Below are 14,804 nucleotides of genomic sequence, written 5' to 3'. Positions count from 1 at the left end.
ATAGCCAGCATGCGGTTAAGAGCGCCCTAAGCCTGTTCCCGCCCCCGCTCCACCGCGTCGCCGAGCGCGACAAAGGCATAGGCGAGCGCGCCTGCGAGCCCGACGAGCAGCAGCCCGGCCGCGGCAAAGGGGAACAGGAGGAGCGGGTAGGCACCAGGCACAGGCCACCAGCGGCGCTTGGGCACCGCCACGCGTTCCAGCAGCGCGGCGGCCGCGATGAGCGGCAGCGCCAGGGATATCCCCGTCGCCGTTCCCGTGGCCGCCATCGAGACCAGCCCGAGTGCGAGCACGGCGGTGCCCGCGACCGCGGCGATCGCGCGCTCCTGCCAGCGCGCCACCCGGTCCTCGCCGCGCAACCAGCTGAGCAGCGACCCCGTCGAGAACAGGATCGCGGCAAGGCTGGCGAGTGCCAGGCCGAGCGCCGGCAATAGGTAGAAGAAGGCGACGAGCGCTCCGCCGCAGGCAGCGGCCGCCGCCGCCAGTATTCCCCAGGCGGGAATGCTTCGCGCGACTAGGTGCGGAAGCGCAAAGCCGGTGACCGGCGTGAACACGAACCGGTCGATCCAGGCGGTGCGGCGGTCGCCCAACGCGGCGAGCACCGACTTCGACCGACGCAGCAGGGCCGCCGCGGTACGCTCGACGCCGTGGCGGGTCCGCCCGGTCGCGGGCGGCAGCAGCAGCTGGACCGCGCCCGCCTGGGTCGCGTGGCGCAGCAGGGTGGAGGCGAAGTCGTAGTCGGCGGGCATGGCCGCGACATCGGCCAGCCGCCGCGCCGGCACGCGGGCGAGCCCGGCCCAGCAATGCGATGAGTCGACGCGCTCGATACTGCCGCACCCGTCGCCATCGCGCGCGACCAGCAGCGCCTCGTGGCTCTCATGCCCAATCCACTCGATCACGGCGTCCGTCGTGACCAGGCCGTCGGCGACGACGATCACCTGCGCGAGCGGGTGGACCTTCGCCGCTGCCTCCTGCGCGGTGCGGACGACATCGACGGTGACGCCGCGCCCCGCGATCCGGCTGGTCGCGCCGAGCAGCGCGGGCGTGACGCGGCCGACCGCGACCAGGATGTGGGTGACGCCGACCGCGGCGAGCAGCCGCGCCTGGTACTCGATCAGCGTGGAGCCGCCGAACGGCAGCGTCGCGGCCAGCGTGTCGGGACGGTCCTCTGCGTCCTCCGTCGCGAAGATTAGCCCGGCGAGCATCGCGTCAGTAGAGGAGATACGGCGCCCGCGCCTCGGCCCAGGCGGCCTCGTCCGGGCAGGTTAGTGCGTCGAGGTCGCCCGGCTCGGCCCCGGCGTCGTCCACCCAGGCGCGCAGGTCCGGACCACCGTTGATCACGTCGATCGCAAGCTTGTCGAACACATACTCGTACGGAAAGTCGCGCCAGAGCGGGTAGTCGGGGTGCAGTTCGCGGATCGCCTTGAACGCCAGCGCCTGGAGCCGCCACGGCCGGAACGCCCCGTGATCATAGGTGGCCCCCTCGGCGTGTATGTGGACGCCGTGGCACAGCTGGTGGACGTGCTTGTGGAAGGTCGGCTCGAAGCTGATCGCGCGCAGCGTGCAGCCGTACAGCCAGTCGGGCGCGCTGCGTCGCATCTGCGCCATGATCGCGAGCGCATCGAGGTCGGGCGCGCCGAACAGTTCCAGCGGCCGGGTGGTGCCGCGGCCCTCCGACAGCGTCGTTCCCTCCAGCATGACCGTGCCGGCATATGCCCGCGCCATGTTGAGGTTGGGCGCATTCGGGCTGGGGTTGATCCAAATCCGGTCGGTGGGCCAGCCGAAGCCCGGCGCAGCGTCGGGCGCGTAGCCCTCAATTGCGATCACCCGGTAGGCGACGTCGAGCCGGTAATGGTCGATGAACCACTGCCCCAGCTCGCCGAGCGTCAGCCCGTGGCGCATCGGCATGGGGCCGGCACCCACGAAGCTCTCCCATCCTACGCGCAGCGTCAGCCCCTCGATCGGCCGCCCGGCCGGGTTCGGCCGGTCGAGCACCCAGACTTCCTTGCCGTGCTCGGCCGCCGCCTCCAGCACGTAGCGCAGCGTCGTGATGAAGGTGTAGATTCGGCAGCCGAGGTCCTGCAGGTCGACCAGCAGCACGTCGAACGTGCTCATCGCCTGACCGGTCGGGCGCCGCACCTCGCCGTAGAGGCTGAACACCGGCACGCCGTGGACGGGGTCGTCGTAGTCCGGCGACTCCATCATGTTGTCCTGCTTGTCGCCGCGCAGGCCGTGCTGCGGCCCAAAGGCGGCGCTGACCCGCACGCCCGCCGCGACCAGCGCGTCCAGGCTGTGGGTCAGGTCGGCGGTAACCGACGCCGGATGCGCGAGCAGCGCGACGCGGCGGCCCTTCAACTCATCCAGCAACCCGTCATCGGCGAGCAGGCGATCGATCCCGAACTTCATGGACTTCCGAGTGCCGGGATGTGGAGCGCAAAGCAATCCGGGTGGTGGAAATCGGGGGCGCCCGGTGGATGCGCGAGTGCCCAGTAGGACTTGGTTCCGTCCACCTCCTCGATCACGGCGGACAGGCCGAGACGAAAGGGGCCGTTCAGGGCATCGGCGACGTCGAACTCGGCCGACAGAAACAAATAGTCGAGGTCCGGATCTGACTGCGACAACCAGATCTCCGGCGCAAACCGCGGCTCGATGTCGGACATGCCCGCACGATACTCCGCAAAAGAATAGGCAGCCCAGGCGAGCGAAGGCGAGAAGTTGAGCTCTAGGTAAGACGCCGCGTGGTCGGGCTGAAGGAAGGCTTCGAAGCACGTCGTCTTCCAGAGCCCATCGTTTCGGATCGGTGCCGCCGGCTCCGGAACCAGCACGTGAGAGCGACCGCGAACGCTGAACTCGATCATCATCGAGGAGGCGTCGGCACTGAGAAGCTGAACGCTGACACCCTCGACCTTGCTCGACGGTGTGTCCGGGTGACGTACCAAGGCGTGGAGCCCCCATGTCCGTTCGCCCTGAGCCTGTCGAAGCACCGTTCTTCTCCCTGGCGCCGTGGCTAGAGAAGAGAACGCCCCTTCGACAAGCTCAGGGCGAACGGTTTGTGTGCGTAACCGCGCGTGCTAAGCGCCCGCCGCCATGACCGAGTACCAATCCGACCTCCTCCGCCTCCTCTCTGAGCGCGGGTACATCCACCAGGTGACCGACGCCGCGGCGCTCGACGCGCTTGCCGTGCGGGAAGTCGTGCCCGGCTACATCGGCTTCGATCCGACCGCGCCGTCGCTCCACGTCGGCAGCCTGGTCCAGATCATGCTGCTCCGCCGCCTGCAGCAGGCGGGGCACAAGCCGGTCGTGCTGATGGGCGGCGGCACCGGCAAGATCGGCGACCCGTCGTTCAAAGACGAGGCGCGCAAGCTGGCATCCGACGAGACGATCGCCGCGAATATCGCGGGCATCCAGCGCATCTTCGAACGATTCCTGACGTTCGGCGACGGGCCGACCGATGCGGTGATGGTCAACAACGCCGACTGGCTCGACAAGCTCGAGTACATCCCCTTCCTGCGCGAAGTCGGCCAGCACTTCAGCGTCAACCGGATGCTGTCGTTCGACTCGGTCAAGCTCCGGCTCGACCGCGAACAGTCGCTGTCGTTCCTCGAGTTCAACTACATGATCCTCCAAGGCTACGACTTCCGCGAGCTGGGGCGTCGCGCGGGCGTGCGGCTGCAGATGGGCGGCAGCGATCAGTGGGGGAACATCGTCAACGGCGTGGAGCTCGCGCGCCGGATGGACGGGACGGAGGTGTTCGGCGTCACCACCCCGCTGCTGACCACCGCCGACGGCACCAAGATGGGCAAGACGGTGGCGGGCGCGGTGTGGCTGCACGAGGATCAGCTGTCGCACTTTGATTACTGGCAATTCTGGCGCAACACCGACGACCGCGATGTCGGCCGCTTCCTCCGCCTGTTCACCGACCTGCCGCTGGACGAGATCGCGCGGCTGGAGGCGCTGCCCGGTGCCGAGATCAACGAGGCGAAGAAGGTGCTGGCAACCGAAGCGACCGCCATGTGCCGCGGCCGCGCCGCCGCCGACGAAGCCGCCGAAACTGCGCGGCGGACGTTCGAGGAGGGCGCGGCCGGTGCCGCGCTGCCGACGCTCGACGTCGCGGGCGGGCAAATCGGGATCGTTGACGCGCTGATCGGCCTTGGCTTTTGCGCGTCCAAGGGCGAGGCGCGACGCCTGATTGCCGGCGGCGGTGCGCGCGTCGATGGTGAACGCGTGGCGGACGACACCTTGGTCATCTCCGTCTCGGAGCAACTTCGCCTTTCCGCAGGCAAGAAGAACCACGGCCTGCTCCGCCCGGCATGATGGCTCCATCGACGTTAAGCACCTTTGTTCAAGGCGATTTTTACTTCTGGGTCGCTATGCCGGTTACCTGATGAGGGCGCGTCGCTATGCCGCTGAGTAACCTGGCCTATTCCGATGTCCGTCGCGAGAACCGCGACGAGGTTCACCACCGCACTCGGGGGCAGACGGCGGACGGCGGCACCATCCAGCTGCTCCTCGTCAACACGTCGACCGGCGGGTTCATGGCGCGGTGTGACGCGAGCCTCCAGCCCGGGGACACGATCGAGGTGACCCTGCCGCGACTCGGCCAGCGCAGCGCGGTGGTTCGCTGGGCGCTCGGCGGGCGCATCGGCTGCGAGTATGGCACCGCGATCCCGCTCGCCTCCTACTACGAGCTGCTCGCGGCCCTCCTGCGGCAGCAGTGATCGGCTGTCACCCCGCGCGGAGCAGCCCCACCGCGGCGTCGCGCTCGAACAGGTAGAGCGCCACCCGCGCCGCCTGGCCCCGGTCGCCCTGCAACCCGCCGTCGCGATCGATCAGCAGCCTTGCGTCGCCGTTCGCGGCCGGGAGCAGCTCGGCCAGCATCTCGGGCGTGGCGAGCCGGAACGCCGCCTCTCCCGACTGACGTGTACCGAGCAGCTCGCCCGCGCCGCGCAGGCGCAGGTCCTCCTCCGCGATGCGGAACCCGTCGTTGGTCTCGCGCATCAGGGCCAATCGCGCGCGCGCCGTTTCAGACAAGCCGCCGCCGCGCAGCAGCAGGCAGACCGAGCGCCCGCCCCCACGCCCGACTCGCCCGCGCAGCTGGTGAAGCTGGGCGAGCCCGAAGCGGTCTGCATGCTCGATCACGATCAGGGTCGCATTGGGCACGTCCACCCCGACCTCGATCACCGTGGTCGCGACCAGCACGCCCGCGCCGCCGCTCGCGAAGCGCGCCATCACCGCGTCCTTCTCCGGCCCCTTCATGCGGCCGTGAACCAGCGCCACCGCGTCGCCGAAGCGGGCCGTGAGCGCCGCCGCCCGCGCTTCGGCCGCAGCCATGTCGCTCTTCTCGCTTTCCTCGACCAGCGGACACACCCAATAAGCCTGCCCGCCGCCCGCCAGATGGCGCCCGAGTCCCTCGACCACCTCGTCCAGCCGATCATCCGAGATCACGCGGGTCTCGATCGGCTCGCGACCGGGCGGCATTTCGTCCAACTGGCTCACGTCCATCTCGCCATACTGCGCCAGCGTCAGGGTTCGAGGGATCGGCGTCGCAGTCATGACCAGCAGGTGCGGCGGCGTGGCGGCCTTGGCCTGGAGCATCATGCGTTGGGCAACGCCGAAGCGGTGCTGCTCGTCCACCACCACCAGCCCCAGGTTGCGATAGGTGACGCCCTCCTGGAAGATCGCATGGGTGCCGATCAGCACGTCGATCTCGCCCGCCGCCAGCCCCATCAGCGTCGCTTCGCGCGCCCGCCCCTTGTCGCGTCCGGTAAGGATGGCAACTCGAACAGGCACCCCGCTCAGCTTTCGGGAGAGCGTTTCGAAGTGCTGGCGGGCCAGGATCTCGGTCGGGGCGAGCAGCGCCCCCTGCGCCCCCGCCTCCACCGCGATCAGCAGCGCCATCAGGGCGACCAGCGTCTTGCCTGACCCCACGTCGCCTTGCAGCAGGCGCAGCATCGGCTGGCTCTGCTGCAGGTCGCCGGCGATCTCCGTGATCGTCCGTGCCTGCGCGCCGGTCGGCGCATAGGGCAGCTTCAGCGCGTCACGTAAGCGCCCGTCACCGGCGAGCGCCCGCCCGCGCTTCGCTCGTGCCTCGCCGCGGACCAGCAGCAGCGCGAGCTGATTGGCGAACACCTCGTCGTAGGCGAGCCGCGCGCGCGCCTTCGCGTCCGACGGGTCGGCGTGGATGGTCGCCAGCGCCTGCCGCCAGTCGGGCCAGTCGTGCTTGGCCTTGAGGCTCGGCTCGATCCACTCCGGCAGCTCGGGCGCGCGCTCGACCGCCTGCGCGGCGAGCGCGGCGAGCCGGCGCGAGGTCATCCCCTCCGACAAGGGATAGATCGCCTCGCGCTCACCGGCGGGCGGCGCCTCGTCGAGCGGCACGACATAGTCCGGGTGGACGATCTGGAGCTCCTGGCCGTAGCTCTCCAGCTTGCCCGACACCCGCCGTGACTCGTTGAGCGGCAGCATCTTCTTCACCCAGCCCGAGTTGCCGCCGAAGTAGGTCAGCGTGACTCCATTGCCCTTGCCGTCGATCGCCTGCACCCGCGCCGGGCTACGCGCGCCGCCGCTCATGCGGTAACCGACCGGGGTCAGCGTGATCGCGATCGTGCGACCGACGTCGCCGACGTCCAGTTCGTCGCGCGGCACCCGGTCGATCCACCCGGTCGGCAGGTGGAACGCAACGTCCACCGCGCGGGCGAGCCCCAGCCGCTCCAAGGGCTTGGCGAGCGCCGGGCCGACGCCCTTCAGCGCGGTCACCTCGGCGAACAACGGGTTGAGGATGGCGGGGCGCATGGCTATCTCACGCGCTCCTAGCCCTTGCCGACGGCCGCTCCAAGCGCCGGCGGCTATCCGCCGTTGAGAACCGCCCTATGGACCGCGAGATCCGCCTCAAACGCCTGCGCTTCCGCGCCTGGCACCGCGGCACCAAGGAAGCCGATCTGATGGTCGGCGGCTTCTTCGACGCGCATTCCGCCGACTGGTCGGACGAGGACATCGCCTGGTTCGAGGCGTTCATCGAGGAACAGGACGTCGACATCATGGCCTGGGCAATGGGCGCGCAGGCGGTGCCCGAGCGTTGGGCGGGTGCGATGATGGAGCGAATGAAGACGCTCACCTACGTCCCGATCGCCGAATAGCTGAAAGCCGCAATGCCAGACTTCAAGCCGATCCTCGCTGCCCCGCGCCCGCTGACGCTCGCGGGCGTACCCACCGGCTTCCTGCCCCTCCTGCTCGCCGACCTTGCCCGTGCGTCGAGCGGCGGCGTGGTCTTCATCGCGCCGGACGAGGCCGCGATGCGCGCGGTGATCGCGACCGCGCCGTTCTTCGCGCCCGAGCTGGAGGTGATCGGCTTCCCGGCGTGGGACTGCCTGCCCTTCGATCGCGCCTCCCCCACCCTGCGGGTCATGGCGGAACGGCTCGCCGCGCTGCACCGGCTCCAGACCAAGCCGACCGGACCGCGGCTGCTCGTCACCACCGCCAATGCCGCGAGCCAGCGCACGCTGACCCCCTTCCGTATCCGCCAGCTTGTCGCAAGCCTCGCGCCCGGCGAGCGGATCGGCCGCGATCGGCTGGCCGCGCTGCTCCAGGCGAACGGCTATGTTCGCTCGGAGACGGTGAACGACGCCGGCGAGTTCGCCATTCGCGGCGGGCTGGTCGACCTGTTTCCCTCGGGCGCGGAGGCGGCGCTGCGCCTCGACTTCTTCGGTGACGAGATCGAGACGGTCCGCACCTTCGACCCCGCCGACCAGCGTACCACCGGGCAGATCAAGAGCTTCACGCTGCTCCCCGCCTCCGAAGCGCTGTTGGATGAGGAAAGCATCAAGCGTTTCCGCAGCCGATATCGGGAAAAGTTTGGCGCTACCGCGACCGGCGATCCGCTCTACGAGGCGGTGAGCGAGGGCCGGCGCCTGGCCGGCATGGAGCATTGGCTGCCCCTGTTCGAGGAGCGGCTGGAGACGCTGTTCGACCACCTGCCCGGCGACGCGGTGGTCGTCCGGGATGCAGGCGTCGCGAGCGCTGCCGAGGGCCGGTTCGAGGCGATCGCCGACTATCACGGCAATCGCGTCCGCGCCGCCAGCGCCGCACCGGGCAGCTACCGCCCGCTCGAACCCACCGCCCTCTATCTCTCAGCCGACGAGTGGAGCCAAGCGCTCGATCGTGCGCCCGCCCACCTCGCCACGCCGTTCCACGAGCCGCCGAGCGCCACCGTCGTCGAGTTCAACGTCGACGGCCCGCGCGATTTCGCGCCGGAGCGGACCGGCGGGCAGAACGTGTACGAGGCAGTCACCGCCTACTTGGGCAAGGTCCGCCGTGACGGGCGCAAGATTGTTCTCGCCAGCTACTCCGCCGGCTCGCGCGAGCGGCTGAAGGGGTTGCTGGAGGATCACGGCCTCTCCGGCATCCGCCTGGCGGACGACTGGCAGGCCGCGCTCGCCGCCGGCGATCAGGGTGTCGCGCTGACGGTGCTCGGCCTCGATCACGGCTTCACCGCGCCCGACGTGACGGTCCTGAGCGAGCAGGACATGCTCGGCGACCGGCTGATCCGCCGCACCAAGCGGCGCAAGTCGGCCGACGCGTTCCTGGCGGAACTGGCGACGCTCTCGCCCGGCGACCTGGTGGTCCACACCGATCACGGCATCGGCCGGTACGAGGGGCTGACCCAGGTGCCGGTGCAGAAGGCACCGCACGACTGCGTCGCGGTGAGCTACGCCGGCGGCGACAAGCTCTACGTGCCGGTCGAGAACCTGGAGGTGCTCAGCCGCTACGGCGCGGGTGAGGAAGGCGCGTCGCTCGACCGATTGGGCGGCGAGGCGTGGCAGCGGCGCAAGAGCCGCATGAAGGAGCGCATTCGCGAGATCGCGGGCGAGCTGATTGCGACAGCGGCCGAGCGCGCGCTTCGCCCCGGTCAGGTCGCCGAGCCCGACGACAGCGGCTTCGCGACCTTTGTCGATCGCTTCCCGTACGAGGAAACCGACGATCAGGAGCGCGCGATCGGCGACGTCCTTGCCGACCTCTCGGCGGGCAAGCCGATGGACCGGCTGGTCGTCGGCGACGTCGGCTTCGGCAAGACGGAGGTCGCGCTCCGCGCCGCGTTCGTCGCGGCGATGGCAGGGATGCAGGTCGCGGTAGTGTGCCCCACGACGCTGCTCGCCCGCCAGCACTACAACAACTTCGTTGCGCGCTTCGAAGGCTTTCCGATCAAGGTCGGCCGCCTGTCGCGCCTGGTCGGCACGGCGGAGGCGAAGACGGCCAAGGAAGGGCTCGCCAGCGGCGACCTGGACGTCGTGATCGGCACCCACGCGCTGCTCGCCAAGGCGATCGACTTCAAGCGCCTCGGCCTCGTCATCGTCGACGAGGAGCAGCGCTTCGGCGTCACCCACAAGGAGCGACTGAAGGCGCTGAAAGCCGACGTCCACATGCTGACGCTCACCGCCACGCCGATCCCGCGCACGCTCCAGATGGCGATGTCGGGCCTGCGCGAGCTGTCGGTCATCCAGACGCCCCCGGTCGATCGTCTGGCGGTCCGCACCTACGTCATGCCCTGGGACCCGGTGGTGCTGCGCGAGGCGCTGCTGCGCGAGCATTATCGCGGCGGTCAGAGCTTCCTAGTCACGCCGCGGGTCGCCGACCTGCCCGACATCGAGGAATATCTGCGCGAGAACGTGCCGGAGGTCCGCTACGTGGTCGCGCACGGCCAGATGTCCGCAAGCGAGGTCGAGGAGCGCATGAGCGCCTTCTACGACAAGAAGTTCGAGGTGCTGGTGTCCACCACCATCATCGAGAGCGGGATCGACATCCCGTCCGCCAACACCATGATCGTCAACCGCGCCGACCGCTTCGGCCTCGCCCAGCTCTACCAGCTGCGCGGGCGGGTCGGCCGGTCGAAAACGCGCGCCTACGCCTACATGGTCGCGCCGCCCGAGCGGCAGATGACCGATGCGGCGGAGAAGCGGCTCAAGGTGCTCAGCGATCTCGAATCACTCGGCGCCGGCTTCCAGCTCGCCAGCCACGACCTCGACATCCGCGGGGCAGGCAACCTGCTCGGCGACGAGCAGTCGGGCCACATCAAGGAGGTCGGCTACGAACTCTACCAGTCGATGCTGGAGGAAGCGATCATGGAGGCGAAGGCCGGCGGCATGGCGCGCCGTCCGACCGACTTCTCGCCCCAGATCACCGTCGACGCGCCGATCCTGCTGCCGGAGAGCTACGTCCCCGACCTCGACCTGCGCATGGGGCTTTACCGCCGCCTCAACGAGATCGACGAACGCGCCGGATTGGAGGCATTCGCCGCCGAGCTGATCGACCGCTTCGGCAAGCTGCCGGAGGAGACGGACAATCTGCTGCGGCTTATGGAGATCAAGCTGAACGCCAAGCGCGCATGCATCGCCAAGCTCGACGTAGGCGCCAAGGGCGCGGTGGTGGCGTTCCATGACAACCACTTCCCGAACGTCGACGGTCTGCTCGCCTATGTCGGAAAGCTCGGCGACGTCGCGAAGCTCAGGCCCGATCAGCGGCTGGTGATCAGCCGCGCGTGGAACGACCCGCAGGCGCGGCTCCACGGTGCGCTGCAGCTGTCACGGGGGCTGGCCAAGGCGGCGGGATGATTACCGCCATGTTGGGGATAAGTGGTTCTGTTCGGTAAGGTTTGCGGCGCATAATTCCCCGTCGTTATGGCTCGCAGTCTCCTTCATTTTCTGCGCCCGGCTCCGGCTGATCCGCTGAAACCGCTGCGCGAGGACCTGGCGCTCGGTCGATCGGTCGCGTCGGTCGTGGAGGCGCTCCGCACCCACGCGCGCACGCTCACCGCCGCGGACGGCATCACGCTGATCGAGCGGCGCGGCGACGAGGTCCACTACCTGACCGAGGACGCGATCAGCCCGCTGTGGACCGGCCAGTCCTTCCCGTTGCGCATGTGCGTGAGCGGCATGGCGATGGTCGCGCGCGCGCCGATCGTCATCCCGGACGTCAGCGAGGACAAGCGCGTGCCGCTCAACCTTTATCTCGCGACCTTCATCCGCAGCATGGTGATGGTGCCGATCGGGCACGGCGAGCCGCTGATCGCGATGGGAGTCTACTGGCGTGAGCCGGCGCCGATCGCGGCGGCGACGATTTCCACCCTCACCCGCGTGGCCGAGCTGGCGGCCGACGCGCTCGACCGCATCGGCGACCCGCCGCCGTCCCGTCAGGCGGCCTGAACCAGCGCGCACAACGCCGCGCTGTCGAGCGGCGGAGCGCATAGCCAGCCCTGGTAAAGCTCGCACCCTTCGGCGGCGAGCAGCAGTCGCTGCGCCTCCGTCTCCACACCTTCGGCAACCACGCCGAGCCCCAGTGAACGGGCGAGCTCCAGGACGCTCAGCGCCACGATCCGTTCACGCTCTCCGCCCTCCAGCGCCTGCGTCATCGACTTGTCCAGCTTGAGGTAGTCGAGCGGGAGCGCCGACAGGTAGGACAGGCTCGAATAGCCCGTCCCGAAATCGTCGATCGCCGTCCGACACCCGGCGGCGCGGAGTGCCGACAGGACCGACGCCGCTTCCACCCGGTTTTCGATCAGCCCGCTTTCGGTCACCTCAACCGTGACCCGCGAGCGCTGCAAGCCGGCCGCGTCGATCCGCGCCAGCAGCGTCGTCGCGAAGTTGGTGGTGGCCAGGTCCTCGGCCGTAACGTTGATCGCGACGCGCAATCCAGCGAGCGCCGGCGGCCACGCCGCGGCCAGCGCAAAGGCACGCTCCTGCAGGTAAGCGGAGAGCACGACCGACTGGCCGGCGTGCGCCGCGGCGGCGAGCAGCGCGGCGGCGCCCACCTCCCCCAACCGCGCGTGCCGCCAGCGGGCCAGCGCCTCCACGCCAGTGATCGTATCGCTCGCGAGCGACACCTGCGGCTGGAACAGCACCTCCACCTCGCCCGCCGCCAGCGCGGCGGGCAGGTCCTGCGCCAGCGCGACGAGCGAACGGGTGCGCCGCGGGAAGAGCTCGCGCAGTGCAGCGCTCGCGTCCGGCGCCGCGCCGAGCGGCTCGACCAGCGCGTGGATGCGACCGGTCCGGGGATCGCGCTGGAGGTGCTGAACAACCCGACCGATCCCCGGCAGGTCATGGGCGAAGGCGGTCGCACCCTCCATCCCCAAGCGGCGCAGGCTCAGCGCCAGCAGCGGCCGCAGGTCTGACGGCAGTCCGCGCAGCACCGCCGACGCGGTGCTCCCGGCGGGTACCTGCAGCACGTCCCGCAGCGTCGGGGTGAGCTGGAGCGAGCGCTGCCGCCGGTCGTATCGCCACCCGAGCGGTTCGGGGGCGCTCTCCTCCGCCACCTGGCCTCCGCCCGACACCCGGTCGGCGTAGCGCTCGGCGAAGCGGATCGCGGCGTGGAGTTCCGCCTCGCGCATCGGGCTCGCGAGAAACTGGGTCGCGCCGGCATCGTGGAAGGCGTCGAGCAGGGCGGCATCCCCGCGGCTGACCAGCACCAGCAGCGCGCGGCCGGCGGCGGCCGCCGCGGCCGCGATCATGCGGGTCGCTTCCAGGCCCTCGTCCGCCGCGCCGCGCGCGTCGATCAGCACCACGCGCGCCGCGCTCGCCGCGACCCGGCGATCCAGCCCGTCGCGGCGCCGCGCCGCGACCGTGCGCCAACCGCCACGGCTCACCGCCGCCGCCAGCTCATCGCGCTGGCGGAACGAAAGCAGAAAGATGGTGCGCATCGGCCCGGCGGTCACGCGGGTGCTTGTGGCCCAAAGTCGTGAAGAAAGGGATGCCCTTGTTCGCCCGCGTGCGAGGGCCTAGCTGTGACGCGATGACCGTCCCCTCCCCTTTGATCGACGCGCACGGCCGCACGATCAGCTACCTGCGGGTGTCGGTCACCGATCGCTGCGACCTGCGCTGCCGCTACTGCATGGCGGAACAGATGACCTTTCTGCCGCGCCGCGCGCTGCTGGCGCTGGAGGAGATCGCGGTGATTGCCGAACGCTTCATCGCACGCGGCGTTCGCAAGATCCGCCTGTCGGGCGGTGAGCCGCTGGTGCGGCGCGACGTGATCGAGCTGGTGCGCCGGCTCGGCCGCCACGTCGGCACGGGCCTCGAAGAGCTGACCCTCACCACCAACGCGACCCGGCTGGCCGAGCATGCCGAGGCGCTGTTCGATGCCGGCGTGCGGCGCGTGAACGTCAGCCTTGATAGCCGTGACCCCGAAACCTTCCGGTACGTGACCCGTCACGGCGACGTTGCGCAGGTGCTGAACGGGATCGCCGCCGCGAAGGTCGCGGGACTTCGCGTCAAGATCAACGCGGTCGCGCTCGCCGGCATCAACGAGCATGAGCTCGGCGACCTGCTCGCCTGGTGCGGGGAGCAGGGCCATGACCTGAGCCTGATCGAGACGATGCCGCTCGGCGCGATCGACGAGGACCGGGTCGACCGCTTCGTGCCCCTGACCCGCGTCTTCGCCGCCCTCTCCCGCCGCTTCGCGCTCACCGCCGACGGCCACCGCAGCGGCGGGCCGGCACGCTACTGGCGGACGCCGTGGGGCACGCGCCTCGGGCTCATATCGCCGCTCACCGCCAATTTCTGCGACGGGTGCAATCGCGTCCGGCTGACCACGGAGGGGCGGCTCTACAGTTGTCTCGGCCACGACGATCAGGTCGATCTGAAGGGTGCGCTGCGGGATGGCGGACTCGACGCCGTCGATGCCGCGATCGATCGGGCGCTCGCGATCAAGCCGCGCGCCCACGACTTCCAGATCGACGCCGCGGCACCGGCTGTCGCGCGGCACATGAGCGTCACGGGCGGATGAGCGAGCCCGTGCGGCGGGCGCTCGTCGCGTCGCCTACCCCGCCGGCGCAGGCGGCGGCGCGCGACCTGCGGGACCGCTACGACTGGGTGCCGGTCGAGCAGGCGGAGATGATCGTCGCGCTGGGCGGCGACGGCTACATGCTCCAGACGCTCCACACTCTGCTTGAGCAGCGTCGCACGGTGCCGGTGTTCGGGATGAACCTGGGTACGGTCGGGTTCATGATGAACGAGTGGCGGCTGGCCGGGCTCGACGACCGCCTCGCCCGCGCCAAGCCGTTCCGGGTTGCGCCGCTGACGATGAGCGCGGTGACGATCGACGGCGAGACGCGCGTCCTGCCGGCGATCAACGAGGTGTCGCTGCTGCGCGAGACTCGCCAGACCGCGCGGCTGGAGGTGACGGTCAACGACCGCGTGGTGCTGCCTGAACTCGTCTGCGACGGAATTTTGGCGGCGACGCCCGCGGGATCGACCGCGTACAACCTGTCCGCCAACGGCCCGATCCTGCCGCTCGGCTCCGCGCTGATCGCGTTGACCCCGATCTCCGCCTTTCGCCCGCGGCGCTGGCGCGGCGCGATCCTGCCGGAGAAGGCACGGATCAGCATCGCGGTGCTCGACAGCGAGAAGCGCCCGGTGAGCGCGGTCGCCGACCAGCGCGAGGTGCGCGACGTCGCCCGCGTCGACATCGCGATCGACCATCTGCGCGATCTGACGCTGCTGTTCGACCCGGAGCACGCGCTCGACGACCGCATCACGATGGAGCAGTTCGTCGCGTAGCGCGGCCTGCGGCACGCTGCCGCAGGACTCGCGCAAGCACGGCTGGCGACGCTCCGCGCCGACCGACTACTCCGGCTTTGCCGGGCGCGCGCGACGCGGCACATTCACCCTTGCAAACCGCGTATCGGCTGCTATCAGCGCGCCTCCACGCTGTTCCCTGATAGCTCAGCGGTAGAGCTCTCGACTGTTAATCGAGCGGCCGTTGGTTCGAATCCAACTCAGGGAGCCAGCGTGGCCTCCGCCACATCGCCGGACTTGCGCGCGCCA

General features: G+C 70.0%; 12 protein-coding genes and 1 tRNA gene. 8 read left to right on the top strand and 5 right to left on the bottom strand.

Annotation, left to right across the window (positions count from 1 at the left end; genetic code table 11):
• Nucleotides 1–26: 26 nt before the first annotated feature.
• Genes CRO12_RS10415 through CRO12_RS10405 form a run of 3 tightly spaced genes read right to left on the bottom strand, consistent with a single transcriptional unit; the run spans nucleotide 27 to nucleotide 2,981 of the window.
• The gene (locus tag CRO12_RS10415; RefSeq protein WP_097063958.1) at nucleotides 27–1,202 is read right to left on the bottom strand and encodes a hypothetical protein; all 1,176 of its coding nucleotides are present in this window, start codon (nucleotides 1,200–1,202) and stop codon (nucleotides 27–29) included.
• Nucleotides 1,203–1,206: 4 nt separating this feature from the next.
• Entirely contained in the window at nucleotides 1,207–2,403 is a 1,197-nt protein-coding gene (locus CRO12_RS10410) for an exo-beta-N-acetylmuramidase NamZ family protein (protein WP_097063957.1), read from the bottom strand.
• Nucleotides 2,400–2,981 carry a DOMON-like domain-containing protein gene (locus CRO12_RS10405; protein ID WP_245858384.1) on the bottom strand — a complete coding sequence of 194 codons (582 nt, stop codon included), beginning with the start codon at nucleotides 2,979–2,981 and terminating at the stop codon, nucleotides 2,400–2,402. The genes CRO12_RS10410 and CRO12_RS10405 overlap by 4 nt, the downstream gene beginning before the upstream one ends.
• Nucleotides 2,982–3,084: 103 nt before the next feature.
• Here CRO12_RS10405 and tyrS point away from each other — a divergent pair, with 103 nt between their 5' ends.
• Both tyrS and CRO12_RS10395 read left to right on the top strand, forming a co-directional pair.
• Nucleotides 3,085–4,311, top strand: coding sequence for a tyrosine--tRNA ligase (gene tyrS, locus CRO12_RS10400; protein WP_097063955.1), 1,227 nt, complete (start codon nucleotides 3,085–3,087; stop codon nucleotides 4,309–4,311).
• An 86-nt stretch (nucleotides 4,312–4,397) separates the two neighbouring features.
• A complete protein-coding gene (locus tag CRO12_RS10395; RefSeq protein ID WP_097063954.1) occupies nucleotides 4,398–4,715 on the top strand; it encodes a PilZ domain-containing protein in 318 nt (105 codons plus the stop codon).
• Nucleotides 4,716–4,722: 7 nt separating this feature from the next.
• On the opposite strand, the gene recG is transcribed toward CRO12_RS10395, so the two are convergent.
• Nucleotides 4,723–6,786, bottom strand: a complete 2,064-nt coding sequence (gene recG, locus CRO12_RS10390; protein ID WP_097063953.1) for an ATP-dependent DNA helicase RecG — start codon at nucleotides 6,784–6,786, stop codon at nucleotides 4,723–4,725.
• 77 nt (nucleotides 6,787–6,863) lie between these two features.
• On the opposite strand from recG, the gene CRO12_RS10385 reads away from it, so the two are divergent.
• The 3 genes from CRO12_RS10385 (at nucleotide 6,864) to CRO12_RS10375 (ending at nucleotide 11,189) form a co-directional block, all read left to right on the top strand.
• Nucleotides 6,864–7,130 carry an FAD assembly factor SdhE gene (locus CRO12_RS10385; protein ID WP_097063952.1) on the top strand — a complete coding sequence of 89 codons (267 nt, stop codon included), beginning with the start codon at nucleotides 6,864–6,866 and terminating at the stop codon, nucleotides 7,128–7,130.
• Between the two features lie 12 nt (nucleotides 7,131–7,142).
• Nucleotides 7,143–10,598 carry a transcription-repair coupling factor gene (mfd, locus tag CRO12_RS10380; protein ID WP_097063951.1) on the top strand — a complete coding sequence of 1,152 codons (3,456 nt, stop codon included), beginning with the start codon at nucleotides 7,143–7,145 and terminating at the stop codon, nucleotides 10,596–10,598.
• Between the two features lie 66 nt (nucleotides 10,599–10,664).
• The gene (locus CRO12_RS10375; RefSeq protein ID WP_097063950.1) at nucleotides 10,665–11,189 is read left to right on the top strand and encodes a GAF domain-containing protein; all 525 of its coding nucleotides are present in this window, start codon (nucleotides 10,665–10,667) and stop codon (nucleotides 11,187–11,189) included.
• On the opposite strand, the gene CRO12_RS10370 is transcribed toward CRO12_RS10375, so the two are convergent.
• On the bottom strand, nucleotides 11,177–12,694 hold the full coding sequence (locus tag CRO12_RS10370; RefSeq protein WP_245858383.1) for an EAL domain-containing protein: 1,518 nt from the start codon (nucleotides 12,692–12,694) through the stop codon (nucleotides 11,177–11,179). The genes CRO12_RS10375 and CRO12_RS10370 overlap by 13 nt on opposite strands.
• Before the next feature lie 77 nt (nucleotides 12,695–12,771).
• Here CRO12_RS10370 and moaA point away from each other — a divergent pair, with 77 nt between their 5' ends.
• From moaA to CRO12_RS10355, 3 genes are all read left to right on the top strand, one after another.
• Entirely contained in the window at nucleotides 12,772–13,764 is a 993-nt protein-coding gene (gene moaA / locus CRO12_RS10365) for a GTP 3',8-cyclase MoaA (RefSeq protein ID WP_097063949.1), read from the top strand.
• Entirely contained in the window at nucleotides 13,761–14,537 is a 777-nt protein-coding gene (locus CRO12_RS10360) for an NAD kinase (RefSeq protein ID WP_097063948.1), read from the top strand. The genes moaA and CRO12_RS10360 overlap by 4 nt, the downstream gene beginning before the upstream one ends.
• A gap of 154 nt (nucleotides 14,538–14,691) precedes the next feature.
• A tRNA-Asn gene (locus CRO12_RS10355) sits at nucleotides 14,692–14,766 on the top strand.
• The last annotated feature ends 38 nt before the right edge of the window (nucleotides 14,767–14,804 follow it).

Origin of the sequence: Sphingomonas guangdongensis, assembly GCF_900199185.1 — a bacterium.
Classification (GTDB): Bacteria; Pseudomonadota; Alphaproteobacteria; order Sphingomonadales; family Sphingomonadaceae; genus Sphingomonas; species Sphingomonas guangdongensis.
Note: the sequence above shows the minus strand (reverse complement) of the source record. Positions and strands in the feature narration are given on the sequence as shown.